The following is an 18,933-nucleotide window of genomic DNA, read 5'->3' on the forward strand; positions in this document are numbered from 1 at the left end:
AAGCATCGGTTTATATGCCATGTAATTTAAGCATCAATTCCCGGAAAATGCTAATACAATTTTGCTATTCCCTGTTATCATTTCCCCAACAATACATGAACAATAAATTACCTGTATCCAAACCATGATATGTTTACTGGTAACCTAATGCTTGTTTCAGTGCATCGATGCCGCTTACAAGATATACCAGTGGCGCATTCCAGTTGATGGCAATTTCATTGCTGGCGTAGGCGTCGGCTTTATCGGTATAAGCCGTTTCCGGTTCAGTAAACTCATAGCTGCTCTTATCCTGCCGTCCCGGGTTAGGCCCTCCCACCAACAAGCCTGGTACCGGCGGCGTGATGCCGTCGGCAATAGAAAGGCGATGATGCGGATGCAGGGGCGATTTGCTGCCGATACCTGTTACAAAGCAATAGGTGGTGGCATTCCGGCCCAGCAAATAATCCAGGTTACCCAACGCAGCATATGCATATCGCTGGTCACGGGTAAGCCTATACGCATTCAACAGCACAATCCCCTGGTTGGCTGCCACGGAACTACTACCCCATGTAAAATCCCGGGGCGATTGTCCCATCACTGTGTGGAAAGCGCTCGTATTCGCCGCCATCAAGTATTCGTTGGCCAATGCCAGTACCCGTTCCTTCATTTGTTGTATTACCGTGGCGGTACTGCCGGGCAGGTCTTTCGCCCGCAGCAGTGAATAGTACCCCAGCATACCCACATCTGCCCAGGCGGGCAAACTAACCCGGTCGCCTAAATGTTTTTCTACCACACTGAAAAACTGCGGATCACGGGTGGTGATATATAGCTCCGATGCTGCCCACAGCCATTCATCGGCAAAGGACCGGTCGCCATATCCTCCGGTGGTAATTGCAGGCTGGTACACTTTATTGAGACTGTCCTGATCGTAACGCATCGCCGGATGCTGTAGTGCCCATTGCCAGGCTTTTCCGGCCGCCTCCTTGCATTGGGTAGCCAATGCGGGATTGAAAGGTTGCAATATGCGGGCTGCCTGGGCAGTAACGGCGGCAAAGTCCAGCGTGGCAGCGGTGCCTTTCTGCACTACATACCGCGGTGCTTTGGTTACTCCCGGCATCACCATCCCGTCAAAAGCAGCGTTGGTACATTTATTATACACCCCGCCATCAGCCGGGTCCTGCATGGTAAGCATCCATTGCAGGTTGTATACTGCTTCGTTTAAAATATCCGGTATGGCATCGCTGCTCTCAGGAATGTTCGTGTTTAACTGTTTGAAATAATCAGGAAAATCTTCATAGGCAGAGAGCAACGTACCCATGGTAATACCGGAATTAACGATGTATTTGTTATAATCTCCGGCATCATACCAGCCGCCGGGCGTGCCAATCACCGTACCCGCAGGCCGGTTAGCACTAGCCGCCCCGGGATGCACCAGCACCGCCGTATCCGGATGCCCGGCCGGCCGATGCCACTGACCCGCGAAGCGGGCTTCCAGCGGCATATTGGAACGCTGGTAATAATATCCTTTGAGCGCTGCCACGGCTACAGGATGATACACGTTGGCATTGACAGGAAAAACCGGCGACGGTCCTGCACCAGGCACCACTACCACAAAATTACCCGGTGTGGTAAACGCCGAAAAATCGGCGATGCGGGTAGTAGTGGATGAATGCGCAGAGCGGGTGGCCGCGCCTAACCGGCCGCGGAAAACAACTTGCTGCGAATGAGGAAGGGTAATATAAAAGCTGTCGCCCTTCACGGGTCGCGTTACCACAGCTATTTTCGGCGCATGGGGATAAAAACCCGCCTGGTTCAGTGTAATGGAAAAATCGGGTTGCTGTGCATGCAAACAGCCACCCAATAGCAATGGGAGGCCTGCAAAAACGGACTTGTTACCTAACATGGAATATCTCTTTAAAATGGTTGTTAAGATACTCGTTTTAACTTTACCTCCAGGTTTATTTAAAAAATTTATAATCCGGTAATCGATTGACTTTTTAACAATTTCCCCCTATCATTGTATCCGGATTCAACCATACACCCTAACACTTCAGCTTTTTCCCAGCTTTCCATCCCGGTTATTGTGTCATTGTCAGTGCAGCCTGGTAAGCATTTTTTAACCGTTATTCATAAAAATGAATAACGAAAATAAACGTATATGCACAAAGCGTTACTCAGCATTGCCCTGGCCATGGGGTTGATCGTTCCCGCAGCAGCCCAGGTAAAACAAGACAGCAGCCGCGTATTTACTCTTGGAGAAGTAGTATCCTACGGCCGGCACACCGACTCCGTTAGCACCATTTCACCTGGCCAGGTACAATCCTTTCATCGCCTGAACGTGGCCACCGCACTCAACTTGCTGCCCGGCATCAGTCAATCCAATGTAGGCCCCCGTAATGAATCTATGATTTATGTACGTGGGTTCGACCTGCGGCAAACGCCGGTATTTATAGACGGGATACCCATATATGTACCCTACGATGGGTATGTAGACCTGGCCAGGTTTACGACTTTCAACCTGTCGAAGATAGTAGTGGAAAAAGGCGGCGCCTCTGTATTATACGGCCCTAACACCATGGGCGGCGTTATTAACCTCATCTCGGCCAAACCTATACATACACTGGAGGTAAACGCCTCCGCCGGATGGCTTACCGGGGGCCACGAAGAAGCGCTGAACATAGGCAGCCGGCTGAACAAGTTTTATCTGCAAGGCGACATTTCCCGGTACCAACGCGATTATTACAATCTGTCTAAAGATTTTCAATCCACTAAAACAGAAGATGGCGGCCGGAGAGACAACTCCTATAACAACGACTGGCGCTCTGGTTTCAAATTAGGATTTACTCCCAACAGCCGCAATGAACTGGCTATCGGGTATTCCCATCAGGAAGGCTCCAAAGGCACGCCCGTGTATACGGGCACGGATACACTCAATTCACAGTATAAAAGTCCCCGCTACTGGCAATGGCCCAAATGGAACAAAGAAAGTGTGTATTTCTTGTCGAATAGTACGCTGAACGACCACAGCCACCTAAAAACGCGCCTGTATTACGACCGGTTTATCAACGTACTGAAAAGTTTCGATGACGCCACATATACCACACAGAAAAAGCCCTATGCCTTCACCAGTTACTATAACGACTATACGCTGGGTGGCAATATCGAATACGGCTATACGCTATCTGCCGAAAACCAATTGAAAGGGGCCGTTCATTTCAAACAGGATGTGCACCGCGAACACAATGAAGGCGAACCGGAAAGAAAAGTATCCGATAATACTTTATCCGCCGGCATCACCGAACAGCATACCTTTAATACGCACTGGACTTTACATGGAGGCGCTGCGTTTAATTATCGCCAAAGTCTGGATGCACAGAACTATAACAGTCAAACCAAAACCATCACCGATTTTCCGGGTAACAACAGCCACGCTATAAACGCCCAGGCTAAGCTGGTATATACACCTGTAGCCGGCCGCGACTTCCGGCTTTCAGCAGACCGTATGACGCGATTTGCCACCATCAAAGACCGTTATTCCTACAGGCTGGGTACGGCCATCCCAAACCCGGACCTACAGGCTGAAAATACGCTGAACTTTGCGCTGCAATACACCGACACACGAATCAGGAAGGTGAACCTCGACGCTAGTATCTTCTACAGTCACATACAGGATGTGATTCAAAATGTGAATAATGTCGTGTATGACACCACCAAACGCCAATGGCTGTCGCAAGCCCAGAACAAAGGACGGGCAGCGTATTACGGCGCAGAAATAGCAGCCACCTGGCATATTTGCACTGCCTTTGCCAGCGGGTTAAATTATACGTTCATCAAACGTAAAAATCTCGATAACCCCAACATCCGCTTTACTGATGTACCGGAACATAAAGCCATCGGCTGGCTGCAATACCATATTTCCCGCTTCAGCATCCTGTTGAACGGTGAATACAACGCCGACCGCTATAGCACCAGCTATGGCGTCCAAGCGCCGTCGTTCTTTCTCCTGCATGCCAGCGCCATGGTGAAGCTCACCAACTCGCTGAAGCTGCAAGGAGGCGTGAATAACATTTTTGATAAAAATTATATGCTCACCGAAGGATACCCTGAGCAGGGCAGGAATTATTTTGCCAGGGTACTTTTCAATTATACTTATTTTTAGAGAGATGAATAAACGCTGGCTCCTGCTATGGTTTGGTATGGCCGCCCTGTTGTTTACGGGCAGCCGGTGGCTGCCAATGCCCGAACCCTATGTGCCGGTATACCCCGCCAACTTCGGCAACCGGTTAAATATCCCCGCAGATAACCCGTTGACCAAAGAAGGTGTCCTCCTGGGAAGAATGTTGTTTTATGAACCGCTGCTTTCTGCCAACAACAAAATATCCTGTGGCAGCTGTCACCAGCAGCAGCGCGCTTTTACCGACGGAAAAAAATTCAGCACCGGCATAGATAGCATCCCCACAGAACGCAATAGCATGTCGCTGGCCAACCTGTTATGGGTACGCCATTTCTTTTGGGATGGCAGGGTTGAAAGCCTGGAACAGCAAGCCCTTACGCCGCTTACCGCATTGCATGAAATGGGGCAGCCGCTTGATATCAGTGCATCAAAACTACGCCGCAGTCAACGCTATACGGCTCTTTTCAACGCTGCCTTTGGCAACAGCAACATCACCGGCGACCAGATCGTACACGCCCTGGCACAATTTGAAAGAACTTTAATTTCTGCCAACGCGCCATACGACCGCTATCTCGCCGGCCAGTACCAGCTCCCTCCGGCTGGGGAAAGAGGCATGCAGCTGTTTATGACTGCACCAGATCCGGGAAAAAAGATACGCGGCGCTAACTGCGCCCATTGTCATGGTAGTCCAAAATTGTACATGGAATTGTTTCATAACAATGGCCTGGATAGCCTGCCCCTGGACCCTGGCAGGGAAAAGCTCACGGGCCTTGCGGCCGACAGGGGCCGGTTCCGCATTCCAACGCTCCGCAACATCGCGTTAACGGCGCCGTATATGCACGATGGACGCTTTAGCACCCTGGAGGAAGTGCTGGATCATTACAGCGAGCATATCATCCAGAGCCCATCCTTAAGTCCCGTATTACGCAATACATCCAACGACATGAACGGCACCTCGCTTAAACTTAGCCGCAGCGAACAAAAAGATATTATCGCCTTTTTGCAACTGCTCACCGATTCAACGTTTATCAATAATCCACAATTCTCCAATCCTTTTAATTGATGCATCCATGAAATATACTTTGCTTCTTTTTTGGGCCACTATTTTATTGCATAGCAGCATATCGGCACAATCGGCCACTATCAGCGTAACGGGAGAAGTAGCCCATCCGCTGCAACTCAGCGCCGCCGATATTGCTGCGATGAAAAAAGTAACCGTACAGGCCACCGATCGTGATGGGAAAGCACATAGCTACACAGGCGTACCGGTAGCTGATATCCTGCAACGGGCAGGGGTTACCATGGGAGCACAGCTCCGCGGAGAAAACATGTCGAAATACTTGCTGATAAAATCAGGTGATGGATATGAGGTATTGTTTTCTTTGCCCGAACTCGATGCGGCTTTTACGGATCGTGTGGTGATACTGGCCAGCCAGGTAGACGGGCAGCCGTTGCCTGAAGGAAAAGGACCGTTCCGGATCGTAGTGCCTGGTGAGAAAAAGCCCGCCCGCTGGATCTGGGAGGTTACGGCCATGACGATACGTTTTGCGAAGGAATAATATCAGGGCCATTCTTCCATACGGGCCTTTGCGGTTACCAGGAATTGCTGAAAGGAAGCATTCAGCTCGTGAAACAGCCGGATGGCGGCTTCGCCTTTCGGCGTCAGCGAGGCGCCGCCGCCATTCTTCCCTCCCCTTTCCATGATGACCAGTGGATGGCCCGTCCGCTTATTCATCTGGTCTACAAAATCCCAGGCCTGCCGGTAAGATAGCTTCATGGCGGTAGCTGCCTTTTTTAAAGACCCTAACTCGCCGATCTTCTCCAGTAGCTCAATTCTTCCATATCCCAGGAAAGGCCCTTCGGTAGTTTCTATCCAGATGCGCCCGTTGGCTATCAGTTTCATGTTATACAGTATCGGTGTGCCCTAAAGATAACAGTAAAATTGGCTGGTGTTACCACTTACAAATATGCCAGGGGCAACAGTGCTTAAAATTTTCTCACAAAAGAGGGAGTATAATAATATTTTATTTTACGTTATATTTAGAGACACACACAATCGAGATCTTTCTAATGACACAAAACGAGGGCTTAAAGAAAACACTTACTCCCTTTATGTTGTGGGGACTGGGAGTAGGATACGTAATTTCAGGAATGTACTTTGGCTGGAATCTGGGCCTTGAAAAAGGCGGTGCCGGGGGAATGGCTATCGCCACGGTGGTGATCATGTTGATGTATATAACCTTTACATTTAGTTATGCAGAACTGGCCTGCGCTATCCCAAAAGCGGGCGGGGTATTCGACTACGCGAACAGGGCCATGGGAAAAGATATGGGCTTCATTGCAGGTATCGCCCAGGTCATTGAATTCATCCTGGCTCCCCCGGCCATCGCATTTGCTATCGGCGCCTATTTCAACGCATTCTTTCCCCAGGTGCCCATTCTCACCAGTGCCATTGCCATCTATTTCGTTTTTACTGCATTAAATGTGTATGGCGTACAAGCTGCTGCTTCTTTTGAAATGATTGTTACCGTACTCGCAGTGGGAGAATTATTGCTATTTTCCGGGCTTACCCTGCCCAAATTTCAAACGGTACATCTCACCCACAACGCCCTGCCCAATGGCTGGGGAGGCGCCTTTGCCGCCATTCCCTTTGCTATCTGGTTTTTCCTGGGCATCGAAGGCATCGCCAACGTAGCCGAAGAAACTAAAAATCCGCAACGCGATATCAGCAAAGGATTTGGCTGGGCTATCCTTACGCTCGCCATCTTATGTATCCTGGTATTTATAGCTGCTACCGGCATTGCAGGCTGGGAAGCTATTGTATATAAAAACGGGGTCAGTGGTGATACTTCCGATTCTCCCTTGCCCCTCGCCATGGCAAAAATTACGGGCGATAATCACCTGATGTATCACCTGCTCATCACCGTGGGATTATTTGGCCTGGTAGCCTCGTTTCATGGCTTGATCCTCGCCGCCGGCCGCTCTACCTATGAAATGGGAAGGGTGCATAACCTGCCCGCTTTCCTCGGCAAAATATCTCCCCGCTTTCAAACGCCCGCCAACGCCCTGACCGGTAACATGGTGATCGGTATCCTGGCCCTGTTGTCGGGCAAAACAGCCGAAATCATCGTAGTATCTGTTTTCGGCGCGCTGACCTTATATATCATTTCCATGGTGTCGATTATCGTGTTGAGAAAACGCGAACCGGATTTACCCCGCCCCTTTAAAGTGGCCTGGTACCCAGCGTTTCCTATCATCGCCCTGGTCATTGCCACGGTTTCTATTATTGCCATGTTTATCTTCAATGGTATATTAGGGCTCATCTACTTCTCCGTAATAGCCATCACCTTTTTGCTATACAAAATCTTTAAACCCGCCAATACATGACAACTTCCGAAATATTAGCGTATGTAAAGCAACATCCATCCGGTAAGGTAAAAATAGCTGTTGCTGATATTGATGGTGTATTGAGAGGCAAATACATTGCGGCCGACAAGTTTGCCGCTGTCATCGACAGCAGGCTAGGTTTCTGTGACGTCACCTTCGGTTGGGATATGAGCGATGTGGTATATGATAATGTGAAATTCACCGGCTGGCATACCGGCTACCCCGATGCATTGGTACGCCTGGACCTCAGCACCTTTCGCCGCATTCCCTGGGAAAATGATATTCCTTTTTTCCTGGGAGAATTTGTGCTGGAAGATCATTCGCCGGTATATACCTGCCCGAGGCAACTGCTGCGTAAAGTGATGGCAGATGCGGCGCAACTGGGATGTAAGCCTTATTTTTCACAGGAGTTTGAGTGGTTTAATTTTTCTGAGACGCCGGATACTGCCCACCAAAAACATTTCCACGATCTTACTCCCCTTACTCCCGGCATGTTTGGTTACTCCATCCTGCGTAGTGCATTGAAAAATGAATACATGAGTAACCTGTTTGAATGGCTGGTGAAATTTGATATACCGGTTGAAGGATTGCATACAGAAACCGGCCCAGGCGTATATGAAGCCGCTATCAAATACGGGGAAATATTAACAGCGGCAGACAGGGCCCTGTTATTTAAAACAGCCGTAAAGGAAATTGCTTACAAACACGGCATCATGGCTACTTTCATGGCCAAAATAAATGAAAATCTCCCTGGCTGCAGCGGGCACGTACACCAAAGTCTCTGGGACAGCGACAGCAAACAAAACCTGTTTTATAACGATAAAGATCCGCACAAAATGAGCGCGGTAATGAAAAGTTATATCGCCGGTCAACTGCATTGTCTACCGCATATCCTGCCTATGATTGCACCTACCGTCAACAGCTACAAACGGCTGGTAGAAGGCGCCTGGGCGCCTACCACGCTCACCTGGGGAATAGATAACCGGACAGTAGCGCTCCGGGCATTGCCCTGCGGCGAAAAAGCCACGCGGCTGGAAACCAGGGTAGTGGGATCAGATACCAACCCCTACCTGGCGCTGGCGGCATGCCTCGCCGCAGGATTGTATGGCGTAAAAAATAATCTTCCACTCCACAAAGAAGCTACCATTGGCAACGGGTACAAAGACACGTCCAATGGTGTATTACCACAAAATCTCCATGCCGCCACCCAGCAAATGAAACATTCCGACATCGCAAAAGAACTGTTTGGAGCCTCATTTGTTGAACATTTTACCCTTACCAGGGAATGGGAATGGAGACAGTATGCAAAAGCAGTGACCGACTGGGAACTGAAAAGATATTTTGAAATCATTTAATAGCAGGTATATGGCAGCTCAGTTTAATTTTCCAACTACCATCCGCTTCGGAGCAGGCGTTATCAGTGAACTTCCCGCCTATCTTCAGAAAAACGGATTATCGAAGCCCTTGATTGTAACAGATCCTACCGTGGCAGGACTATCATTTTTCAAAGCGATTGTCAACGATCTGCAGGCACATCATCTTTCTGTAGAAGTATTCAGCGATATCCATAAAAACCCGGTAAAAAGTGATGTGTATAAAGGCACAGAGGTATTTGATCATACACAGCGCGACAGCATCATCGGTATCGGCGGAGGCGCCGCACTGGATGTAGCCCGCGCCATCGTACTGCGCGTGCATCACCGGGAGGACCTGTTTAAATACGATGATCTTATTGGCGGCGATATTTATGTCACCAATGATGTACCTCATTTTGTTACCGTTCCTACCACCGCCGGCACCGGCAGCGAAGTAGGCAGAAGCGCCATCATTGCAGATGATGAAACGCACCAGAAAAAAATACTGTTCTCTCCCAAACTAATGGCGAAAATCGTATTTGCCGATCCACTGCTTACGATGGAACTTCCCCCTTCCGTAACAGCTGCTACCGGTATGGATGCGCTGACCCATAACATGGAAGCATTCCTGGCCAAAAATCCACATCCCCTTTGCGATGGGATTGCCCTGGAAGGAATATGGCTCATCAAAAACTCCCTGGTAAAAGCCACTAACAATCCTGATATCGAAAGCAGGAGCAATATGCTGATGGCCTCCATGATGGGCGCCATCGCTTTTCAGAAAGGACTGGGCGTAGTACACTCACTGGCACACCCGCTGTCGTCCCTGCTGGATACCCACCATGGCCTCGCCAATGCGGTGAATATTCCCTACGGTATGCGGTTCAACATCGCCGGGTTTGAAGATAAATTCCGCCGCATTGCCAGAACACTGGAACTAAAAGAAGAAACCGGGGAAGCCGTGGTGAAGTATTTATTCGACCTTAATACTATGGTGAATATACCCCACCATCTCAGCGACATCGGCGTAAAAGAAAGTCATATCGATACACTCGCCGATCTTGCTTTTGCCGACTTCGCACACCCTAACAATCCGAAACCAGTCACCAGGGCCGACTTCAAACAGCTGTACCAAAACGCTTTATAATCATGAAGAAAAAAATTGGTATCAGTTATACAGAAGCCAGCTTCGCTAATTACCAAAATTGGTTCCTGCCCGCAGAGCTGGGAGAGGATATAGAGCTGGTCAGTCTCTCCTTTATCAACAATAATGTGGACGATATCTATGCCTGCGATGGATTTGTTTTAACCGGGGGCGTAGATGTTTTACCAGCGTTATATGGCGGCGCCGAACACTATCCCCATCAACCTGACCACTTCTTACCGGAAAGAGATGCTTTTGAAAAAAAGATCTATGAGTATGCCCAGCAGGAACGTATCCCAGTATTAGGCATTTGCCGGGGATTACAGTATATCAATATACTGGAGGGAGGAAAGGTATATGAAGACATTGGAGAGCCAGCCAATAAAATTCATAAGAAAGAAACCGCCGACAAAATACATGGTGTCAATATCCGCAAAGACAGCCTCTTATACGCTATTACCGGCACTACCCACGGGCAGGTTAACAGCGCCCATCACCAGGGTATTCATCCCGCCCACCTGGGCAATAACCTCATGGTGAGTGCTACTTCCGACACCAACGATGGCATTATTGAAGGCATTGAATTCAAGGATAAAACAGGCAAAGCCTTCATGCTTTGCGTACAGTGGCATCCGGAAAGAATGCCGGAGAAAGAAGTAAATCCGCTTTCTCAGAAAATTAAAACACAATTTATCCAGGAAGTAAGAAACCATACAAAATGAAAGTCATTAATCCCGCCACCGGCGCCACCCTGAGAATATTGCGTGATGATACCCGCGACACCTTGCAGGACCTGTACATGCGCCTGAAGGTAACACAGCCCAAATGGGCTGGTACCAGCCTCGCAGAACGTATGAAGATCATCGCCCGATTCAGCCAGCTGCTGCAAACCCATATAGAAAGACTGGCAGGCATACTTACTTCAGAAACGGGCAAACCCTTGCAGCAATCCAGGAATGAAATCAATGGCGCCCGCACCCGCATACAATGGATGCTGGACAATGCCGAAAAATTCCTGGCAGATGAATGGGTCACCAACTCGGATGCATTAAAAGAAAAAATTTCCTACGAGCCACTGGGAATCGTTTGCAATATCTCTGCCTGGAACTATCCTTACCTGGTAGGCGTGAATGTATTTATACCCGCTTTGCTGGCCGGCAATGCTGTATTGTATAAGCCGTCGGAATATGCCACCCTCACCGGTATGGAAATAGAAAGCCTGCTGGTGCAGGCCGGGCTCGACCCCAATCTTTTCATCGTGGCTACTGGTGGAAAAGAAACCGGCGAAGCACTGCTGAGCATGAAATTGGATGGCTACTTCTTTACCGGGTCTTACAAAACCGGGAAATATATCTACGAAAAAGTAGCAGGGAAAATGGTGCCCTGCCAACTGGAATTGGGAGGCAAAGACCCGTTATATGTGGCCGACGACATTAAGGACGTCGCCGCTGTAGCCGCTGCTACCGCCGACGGTGCGTTTTATAACAATGGACAGAGTTGCTGTGCCGTAGAACGTATATACGTTCACGAAAAAATATACGACGAATATGTAAACGCATTTGTGGCCTCCGTCCGCTCCTGGAAGTTAGGGTTACCAACGGAAGAAGGGGTTTACTTCGGCGCCCTCACCCGCCCCGATCAGCTAAAAGTATTGGAAGACCAAATCCTCGAAGCAAGAGCCAAAGGTGCTACCCTGTTGCTGGGCGGAAAACGTATTGAACACGAGGGCAACTTTTTTGAGCCTACTATCCTGTCGGATGTAAATAATAAAATGAAAGTGATGCAGGAAGAAAGCTTTGGCCCCATTATCGGTATCATGAAAGTGCATAGCGATGCGGAGGCCGTAGACCTCATGAATGATACAGACTATGGCCTTACCGCTGCGGTATACTCAGCCAGCCAGGAAAGGGCGGCACAAATCCTGTCGCAGGTCAACAGCGGTACCGGCTACTGGAACTGTTGCGACCGCGTAACAGCAGGCCTTCCCTGGGCCGGCAGGAAACATTCCGGTTTTGGCGCTACCCTTTCCCACCAGGGATTACGGGCATTTACCAAAACAAAATCATGGCAGATGAAAAGTGAATAAAGTAGTGTTGAAGAAAAAGACGTATGTTGCCGTCCATTGTAGTTAACTGATGAAGAACCGTATATTTTGCATCGTACTGTTGCTATTCCTGGGCCTGGCAGCCCATACCAACGCACAGGCCGATAAATGGACCGGCACCTGGCGTATGGAATATAAGCCCTGGCCGGGCCGCCCTCCGCTTGTGATAGCACTCCAGGTAGGACTGCCCGGCCAGCAAACGCTGTATCCCGCGTTACTAAAACTGGATTATGGCAATACCTTTCACGGCGTTTATGAATTGCTGCTGGCCACCAAAAGCGCTACCCAACTGGGCATTGGCCGGTTTAAATATCCTGTTAGTGAAACGCCGTTCCGCCTCGGCCCCTGGATGCTGTATCTGAATGGCACCTTCAACTATAGTAAGCCTGATAACGGTCCCGCCTATATGCAGCTCAGCCGGATGTGGATCAAGGATTTCGGCCTTTTCATGAAAGGACTGGATGACGATGATGAAATATACACCAGTACCAAGGTTACGCTCAGAGGCTTACTATACCAGGACAGCATACGGCTGAAAAAGATCAATGCACAACCCTGGACAGGCCCGCATACCAACAGGATCATTCATCCCGAAGAAGACAGCATTTACTTTGGCATTTACGACAAGGTGATTACTTCCGACAGCGTCGTTCAATTATCCATCAAAGACGATGACCAGCTCGACAAAGATACCGTTACCCTCGTACATAACGGCCGCGTATTGCTACATCGTATGGAGATGAACGATCAAACCCGTGAACAACGCATCCACCTGGACACTGGCATGAACATCCTCACCTTTTTTGCCGACAACTATGGAGGCCTCCCTCCCAATACCGGCAATATGCGGATCACCACCGAAGGAAAAACACATGTTTTTGACTTTGCACACCGTGCCAATTGGTATGCCACCTACCTGGTAGCGCAATTTTATAGAAAGCCCGCCGTGCCCATAAGCGCTATCAAAGCGCTTCCCCCACCAACAACAACCCGGAAAAATGAATCACTTACCAGTTTTACTGTACATCAGGCAGATATTATACTGGAATTATGGGATGCCCAACAGGAAGATGGAGACAGCATTTCCTTGCGACTGAATGATAACTGGATAGCCACCGGGCTGCCGGTAAAGAAAGCGGTACAGCAAATAAAAATATCGCTGCAACCCGGCGAAAATGCGCTGCTGTTTATGGCCGATAACCTCGGCAGCATTCCGCCTAATACGGCGGCACTCCGCATCCGGTTTGGGACACAGGCTAAAACACTGGAACTGAAAACAGATTTCCAACGCAATAACCTGGTAAAGATCGTATACGATCCTCCCGTCCAACCGTGAGTTTACTGCTTGCTCCTGAGCGCATCCACACTCCATTTATACCCGGAGAGTGAGGATAACAAAAAGCTGGCAGCACTGGCAGTAAATACGGAGTAATTCAATGGAGATTGAATACCAAAAGCTACGGCCATGGACAATCCAAATAATAACAACAGGATGCCGCTACCCAGGGCGGCCAGGCGCGTCCATAGCCCAATAACCAATAGCAATCCAAAGCCAATTTCTCCGGCAGTAGCTACCGCAGCAAAAAACTCGGCCATCTTATATGGCAAGAAGGACATCAATTGATAGGCATAGGTCATGAAATGCTGCCAGTCGCCCCAGCTGACACGGGCGCCTCCGGGAGGGCCCCAAACACCCAGGCGATCCAGTCCGGCACAGAGATAGCTGGCGCCCAGCGCCCATCTTAAATATAATTGCAGCAATGGCTGTTGATGTTTCATCGATCATTCATTTACCCGGTAAAAGTACGTTACACAAACCAGGTGGCAGTAGTCCAGTTAGCCGATAACAGGTAGTCCAACCGGAATAAAAAAAACGTTGCCGGCCGCTAATAGCAACCGGCAACGGTTATAATAAGATATTGCTTATTATGCGTCGGGCCAGATGCCTGACTGTACTTCTGAAATTTTCTTTTTCTGCAGCAGGAACATACACAACCTGGATTGCCCGATTCCACCGCCAATACTGAGCGGATACACGTTATTGAGCACATTGCTGTGGAACTGCAAACCGCTTCTCTGCTCGCAACCTAGTAATGCAAGTTGACTGCTCAGCGACGCGGCATTTACCCGTATCCCCATGGAAGATATTTCCAGTGCCCTATCGAGTGCCGGGTTCCACAAAATCAGATCGCCGTTCAAGCCTTGGTAGCCATCTTCGTTGTCGGACGACCAGTCGTCATAGTCCGGGGCACGGTCGTCATGTACGGCATTGTTAGAAAGCTTTCCACCAATACCCATAATAAACACAGCGCCATGAAGTTTGGCGATCCGGTTTTCGCGTTCTTTGCAGTCCAGGTCGGGATACAGCTGTAGCAGCTCTTCGCTGTGTATAAAATATACAGATTCCGGTAAGTCTAACACCCGTACATGCCTTTCTTCCAGCATTTTATTAGTATCCAGGATGGCCAGGTAAATTTTCTTCACCGTTTCTTTCAGATAAGCGATGTTCCGGTGTTCATCCAGGATACATTTTTCCCAATCCCACTGGTCTACATAAAAGCTATGTATATCTGATACCACCTCATCGGGCCGGATAGCTCTCATATCAGTCACAATGCCGGTTTCCGGCTCCATGTTCAGTTCGTGTAAGCGCATTCTCTTCCACTTGGCGAGTGACTGAACAATTTCTACCTGGTAGGGAATATTTTTCAGGTTAAAGCGGATGGGTTGTTCTACTCCATTTAAGTCATCATTAAACCCGGTGCCGGATTTCACAAATAGCGGCGCGGATACTTTGGTTAAGGAGAGCTGTTTACATAACTGTGTGGAAAAATAATCCTTTATCAGGGAAACGCCTTTTTCCCCGTAAAGCAGTTCTTCTTTAGATACTTCAGCTGGCTTTGTCATCTGCATGATGCAATAACTTTTTAAATTTTGATAAAAATGAAGAATGATTGTTTTGGCGATATATATAATCACTAAAATAGTCCTTTAACTGCATAAATTTCAACAAAAGAACGAAATTATTAAACATTTTTCATCATAACCGAAAATTTTACAGAAAAAAGGGGCAAAAACCGAATTTTATTCGATAAATAGGAAAAATAATTGCGGAAAATCATAAAAAATGGGAATACAATTCCATTTTTATTCATTTTATTTATTGATTTAAGGTATTTATTATCATGGGAAGAAAGATGGCATAAACGCACAACAATTTTTAAAAAATCTATTTTCCCCTCTTGACTCTTACCTTACGTCATACCCTATATTTGTTCCGAAAGGTATAAATCCAAACGATGGACAACTATTCTGTAAAAAAGTTATCTCGGCTGGCAGGTGTCAGCGTGCGCACCTTACACCTGTACGATAAGATGGACTTATTAAAACCTTCTGTCCGTACCGTGGCCGGGTACCGGCTTTATGGCGAACAAGAATTGCTGCGGCTGCAACAGATTCTCTTTTATCGGGAACTTGATTTTCCGCTTAAAGAGATAGGTGCTCTCCTGGATGATCCTACATTTGATCTTTTGCAGGCCCTGGAAGGACATAAAACAGCGCTGTTAGCCCGGAAGGAAAGAATAAATACATTGATTGGTACCATAGAAAAAACATTGGTAACACTTAAAAACCAAACTATGTTACAGGCAGAAGATTTATACGAAGGTATACCAAGAGAAAAAGTGGTAGCCTATAGAACCGCAGCCATTTCCCAATGGGGCAATGAAACTGTTTCAGCCGTGGAAAGTACGCTACGCGAACTGGGTAAAGACGAAATGGAGAAAATGCAAACGACTCTCCATGATATCTCCACCCGGCTTACGACCCTGATGTCGAAAGATCCGGGGAATCAGGAAGTACAACAATGTATTGCACTCCGTTACCAGATTATCACCCGCCTTACTGGCGGCAAAATAGAAACCGGCAAGTTGGAATACTTCAGAAAGCTCGGTGAACTATATGCCGAAAATAATCCAGGTATGCCAGCCGATGGTCTCCCAAACAGACAATTGGCACAGTTCATACAAAATGCTACCCACCATTATCTGAAAACAAAACAATAATAAATTCACCGGACCGGCATTTGCGCCGGTCCATCCTTTTTGCCACTAACGCCAAAGCCACTATATTTGATCCTTGAAAAATCATATTGCTAACCCCCATCCGGTATTAACACAGGTACCGTCGATGGAAAACATTCATCCATGAATAATAAAATAAAACTACTCAGCCTCGCACTAAGCCTCTGGAGTACTACCGCAGCTTCACAATCCAAAGTAAACGACTACCTCCACATCCCAGGCCCTATTCAGTTGAACAACACCAGCTACAACCTGGCATGGACCTCCCACCCCAACAACAACTACTACAAGCAGGAATACCTGGCGACCGGCGACAACCTGGAAAAATTTAAGTCGCTCGTTACGGTGGATTTCCTCCAGGGGAATTTCCAGCCCCGGGATCTGGCTGGTCAGAAAGTGGAAGAATTGAAGAAATTGAAAACCACCAACCCAATGGTTAATTACAACGTTTACGAAAAAAACCAGGAATACATCCTCGACTTCCTTATCAGTCAGGCCTCCGCAGATGGGAAAGATATTGCCATTATAGAAAGAAATGTATACCGCTATCATGCTGTTGATAACAACGGCGTTAAGGGCCTGTTACTCTTCGCCGCCAGCCAGCGGGCATATGGGCCAGCAATAACTGCCTTTCTGAAAAAATTACCGGCAGAAAAAAGTAAGTTGGTAGACGCCGTGGCAGCGTATAAATTACCGGAAGTGAGTATTAAATAAACCCTTTGAAGAAAATTTCTATTTTTGCTACCTTAAAAAAGGACTGCCGCTCCCCTTAAATATTACATACTACATGAAAGAAGCACTGACTACTTTACTTAAGCATTTAAAAGACAACACCACCACCTTCAAAGAGGTGATTGAATTTATAGAAACATATTACCGGCATCAACCCACTGCGTTTAAAAACGGCGACACCTATAATGAAGCCACGCAAAACCAGGGCAGCGCCAAAGTATTTGCATTTGCGAAGCTGCAGCAGTTAAGTAAAGAAGACACGCTTTATTTATTTGCGGAGCATTATCAATCGGTGTTACAGCATCCGGAGGGAACAGATCACCAGAATATCCGGCAGTTTATGACGCATGGTTGGGATGGGGTTGTGTTGGAAGGAACAGCGTTACTGGCAAAGTAAATTAAAAAGTAAAGGGCCGGCAGATTTGTATCTGCTGGCCCTTTAAAATTATTTCCGTTTCAATACCGATCCAATCATCAATTCCAGCGTCCGTTCGTTACTTCCATCTATCCGGAAATCGGTAAACACCAGCTGCCCATTTTGATCGATGAGGAAGTTGGTAGGCTCTCCGCGCACTTTGTATACCTTGGCGGCCCAATCGCCGTCGGCGCGCAGCGGGGTAAAGGAATAGCCCGTTCCTTTCATAAATGGCACTACATATTCGTCCTGGTCGGGCGATACATTAATTCCCACATAGGCTACGTCCTGTCCTTTAAATTTGTCCATTACACTTTGAAAATGAGGAAACTCGCCGCGGCAGGGACCACAGCCCGGAAACCAGAAAGTCAACAGTACTACTTTCCCCTTATAATCTTCCAGGGAGGCAGTTCCGGAAGAAGTATACAGGCCGAGTTTGAAAGGAGGCGCAGGTTTGATGGTCTGTTGCCTTATCTGCCATATATCATTTTCTATCTGCTGATGGTCCTTTCCCTGGGCCTTTCCATACACTTCCAGCCCTTTCCATAAATCGTCTGTTGGTTCCTTAGCGTAAATAGTGGCCAGTCTATTATATGCTTCGAGGGTATTGCCCATACCGTGGGCTGCCTGGGCTTTCAATTGAGCAATAAAGGTGGTCAGTCTTGAATAGCGGGGCAGTTTTATGCCGGCCAGCATATCAGCGGCTTCTTTAAATTGCCGCTGTTCCATCAGGGTATTGATTGTCACAATCTTTCCTGCCAGGGTATCCTTTGCCCCCCAGCCTTCCTGGCTCTTCAGGGCTCCCGCCAATGCTAGCGCCTTGACAGGATTAGTTTTCAGGTAGATGCTAAATAAATCATCCATGCCTCCCGACGACCAGCTAAACTTTGCCGGCGGATAGGCCGCGCGCATCTGTTCATACACCGTAATTTTTTCTGCTGTATCCCGGCTCCGGGCGCCCAGCCAGTATAACCCCTGCGCTCCACGCTCGCTTTGCGGAAATTTTTTGGCCAGGTCATACAACATGGTCCGCCATTTCTTTCCGTCAACATGCTCAAAGTCCATGGCATAATAAAAAGCGTAGCCCGGTTCTGAAGGATCGGCGGCAGCAGCTTTGCCCATATATTCTCTTGCTCCGTCCTGGTTTCCCCAGCGGTCTGCATCAATAGACAGGTCCCTCCAGGCCGGCGCCAGGCGCGGATTCAATGCTACCGCTTTTAACAGGTACGGTCTGGCCTTCGGACTTTCTACATCCGCAAAAGCTTCGCCCAGCGCAAAGGGCACAATCGCTGATTTGGGAAATTGTTTTGCCCATTGCTCATACTGCCCCTTCAGCAGCGACACCACAGAATCGCCATTGCGGAAAGACGCGTTGGGAATACTTTTACGGAATGCCGCTATAAACTGGTGATGCGCTCCCAGGCTATCAGGGTACTTCCCTATCACCGCTTTTAACTCTCTGATACTTGCATTGCTTTCCTGCGCCAGCACAGGTATTACCGGGAGCCCTGCCAACAGCAGGGCAATACCGGTATGGATGATTTTCTTACGAGTCATATGG

At 48.2% G+C, this 18,933-nt stretch carries 17 protein-coding genes; 12 read left to right on the forward strand and 5 right to left on the reverse strand.

Annotation, left to right across the window (positions count from 1 at the left end):
• Positions 1 to 133: 133 nt before the first annotated feature.
• Positions 134 to 1,882, reverse strand: coding sequence for a glycoside hydrolase family 9 protein (locus HGH90_RS06960; protein ID WP_169190712.1), 1,749 nt, complete (start codon positions 1,880 to 1,882; stop codon positions 134 to 136).
• A 255-nt stretch (positions 1,883 to 2,137) separates the two neighbouring features.
• Between HGH90_RS06960 and HGH90_RS06965 the strand changes: the two genes are divergently transcribed.
• From HGH90_RS06965 to HGH90_RS06975, 3 genes are read left to right on the forward strand one after another with little or no spacing between them, the layout of a single operon-like run.
• Positions 2,138 to 4,138 carry a TonB-dependent receptor plug domain-containing protein gene (locus tag HGH90_RS06965; RefSeq protein ID WP_169190713.1) on the forward strand — a complete coding sequence of 667 codons (2,001 nt, stop codon included), beginning with the start codon at positions 2,138 to 2,140 and terminating at the stop codon, positions 4,136 to 4,138.
• A 4-nt stretch (positions 4,139 to 4,142) separates the two neighbouring features.
• Complete coding sequence (locus HGH90_RS06970; protein ID WP_169190714.1) at positions 4,143 to 5,216, forward strand: cytochrome-c peroxidase; 1,074 nt, start codon at positions 4,143 to 4,145, stop codon at positions 5,214 to 5,216.
• A gap of 7 nt (positions 5,217 to 5,223) precedes the next feature.
• Complete coding sequence (locus HGH90_RS06975) at positions 5,224 to 5,712, forward strand: molybdopterin-dependent oxidoreductase (protein WP_169190715.1); 489 nt, start codon at positions 5,224 to 5,226, stop codon at positions 5,710 to 5,712.
• Positions 5,713 to 5,714: 2 nt separating this feature from the next.
• Here HGH90_RS06975 and HGH90_RS06980 read toward each other — a convergent pair whose 3' ends face one another.
• Positions 5,715 to 6,056: a winged helix-turn-helix domain-containing protein gene (locus HGH90_RS06980; RefSeq protein ID WP_168762358.1), complete on the reverse strand. Its 342-nt coding sequence runs from the start codon at positions 6,054 to 6,056 to the stop codon at positions 5,715 to 5,717.
• Between the two features lie 167 nt (positions 6,057 to 6,223).
• Here HGH90_RS06980 and eat point away from each other — a divergent pair, with 167 nt between their 5' ends.
• The 6 genes from eat to HGH90_RS07010 are packed head-to-tail and all read left to right on the forward strand — an operon-like array spanning position 6,224 to position 13,479.
• Entirely contained in the window at positions 6,224 to 7,540 is a 1,317-nt protein-coding gene (gene eat / locus HGH90_RS06985; protein ID WP_168762357.1) for an ethanolamine permease, read from the forward strand.
• Positions 7,537 to 8,895 (forward strand): glutamine synthetase family protein, encoded by a 1,359-nt coding sequence (locus HGH90_RS06990; protein WP_169190716.1) that lies wholly within the window; start codon positions 7,537 to 7,539, stop codon positions 8,893 to 8,895. The genes eat and HGH90_RS06990 overlap by 4 nt, the downstream gene beginning before the upstream one ends.
• A 10-nt stretch (positions 8,896 to 8,905) precedes the next feature.
• The gene (locus HGH90_RS06995; RefSeq protein ID WP_168762355.1) at positions 8,906 to 10,042 is read left to right on the forward strand and encodes an iron-containing alcohol dehydrogenase; all 1,137 of its coding nucleotides are present in this window, start codon (positions 8,906 to 8,908) and stop codon (positions 10,040 to 10,042) included.
• A gap of 2 nt (positions 10,043 to 10,044) precedes the next feature.
• Complete coding sequence (locus tag HGH90_RS07000) at positions 10,045 to 10,761, forward strand: gamma-glutamyl-gamma-aminobutyrate hydrolase family protein (RefSeq protein ID WP_168762354.1); 717 nt, start codon at positions 10,045 to 10,047, stop codon at positions 10,759 to 10,761.
• Positions 10,758 to 12,125 carry an aldehyde dehydrogenase family protein gene (locus HGH90_RS07005; RefSeq protein WP_168762353.1) on the forward strand — a complete coding sequence of 456 codons (1,368 nt, stop codon included), beginning with the start codon at positions 10,758 to 10,760 and terminating at the stop codon, positions 12,123 to 12,125. Before HGH90_RS07000 ends, HGH90_RS07005 begins: the two co-directional genes overlap by 4 nt.
• A 49-nt stretch (positions 12,126 to 12,174) precedes the next feature.
• On the forward strand, positions 12,175 to 13,479 hold the full coding sequence (locus tag HGH90_RS07010; RefSeq protein WP_168762352.1) for a hypothetical protein: 1,305 nt from the start codon (positions 12,175 to 12,177) through the stop codon (positions 13,477 to 13,479).
• 2 nt (positions 13,480 to 13,481) lie between these two features.
• Here the strand turns inward: HGH90_RS07010 and HGH90_RS07015 are convergent, their stop codons facing one another.
• Complete coding sequence (locus HGH90_RS07015; RefSeq protein WP_168762351.1) at positions 13,482 to 13,922, reverse strand: DoxX family protein; 441 nt, start codon at positions 13,920 to 13,922, stop codon at positions 13,482 to 13,484.
• A 147-nt stretch (positions 13,923 to 14,069) separates the two neighbouring features.
• Positions 14,070 to 15,056 carry an aspartate--ammonia ligase gene (gene asnA / locus HGH90_RS07020; RefSeq protein WP_247679790.1) on the reverse strand — a complete coding sequence of 329 codons (987 nt, stop codon included), beginning with the start codon at positions 15,054 to 15,056 and terminating at the stop codon, positions 14,070 to 14,072.
• A gap of 386 nt (positions 15,057 to 15,442) precedes the next feature.
• Between asnA and HGH90_RS07025 the strand changes: the two genes are divergently transcribed.
• The 3 genes from HGH90_RS07025 to HGH90_RS07035 all read left to right on the forward strand — a co-directional run bounded on the left by HGH90_RS07025 (position 15,443) and on the right by HGH90_RS07035 (position 17,354).
• Entirely contained in the window at positions 15,443 to 16,207 is a 765-nt protein-coding gene (locus HGH90_RS07025; protein ID WP_169190717.1) for a MerR family transcriptional regulator, read from the forward strand.
• A gap of 141 nt (positions 16,208 to 16,348) precedes the next feature.
• The gene (locus HGH90_RS07030; RefSeq protein ID WP_169190718.1) at positions 16,349 to 16,939 is read left to right on the forward strand and encodes a hypothetical protein; all 591 of its coding nucleotides are present in this window, start codon (positions 16,349 to 16,351) and stop codon (positions 16,937 to 16,939) included.
• A gap of 73 nt (positions 16,940 to 17,012) precedes the next feature.
• Positions 17,013 to 17,354, forward strand: a complete 342-nt coding sequence (locus HGH90_RS07035) for a HopJ type III effector protein (protein ID WP_168762348.1) — start codon at positions 17,013 to 17,015, stop codon at positions 17,352 to 17,354.
• A 48-nt stretch (positions 17,355 to 17,402) separates the two neighbouring features.
• Here the strand turns inward: HGH90_RS07035 and HGH90_RS07040 are convergent, their stop codons facing one another.
• Complete coding sequence (locus HGH90_RS07040; RefSeq protein ID WP_169190719.1) at positions 17,403 to 18,929, reverse strand: TlpA disulfide reductase family protein; 1,527 nt, start codon at positions 18,927 to 18,929, stop codon at positions 17,403 to 17,405.
• Between the last annotated feature and the right edge of the window lie 4 nt (positions 18,930 to 18,933).

The sequence above is a fragment of the Chitinophaga sp. Ak27 genome (assembly GCF_012726295.1).
Lineage (GTDB): Bacteria > Bacteroidota > Bacteroidia > Chitinophagales > Chitinophagaceae > Chitinophaga.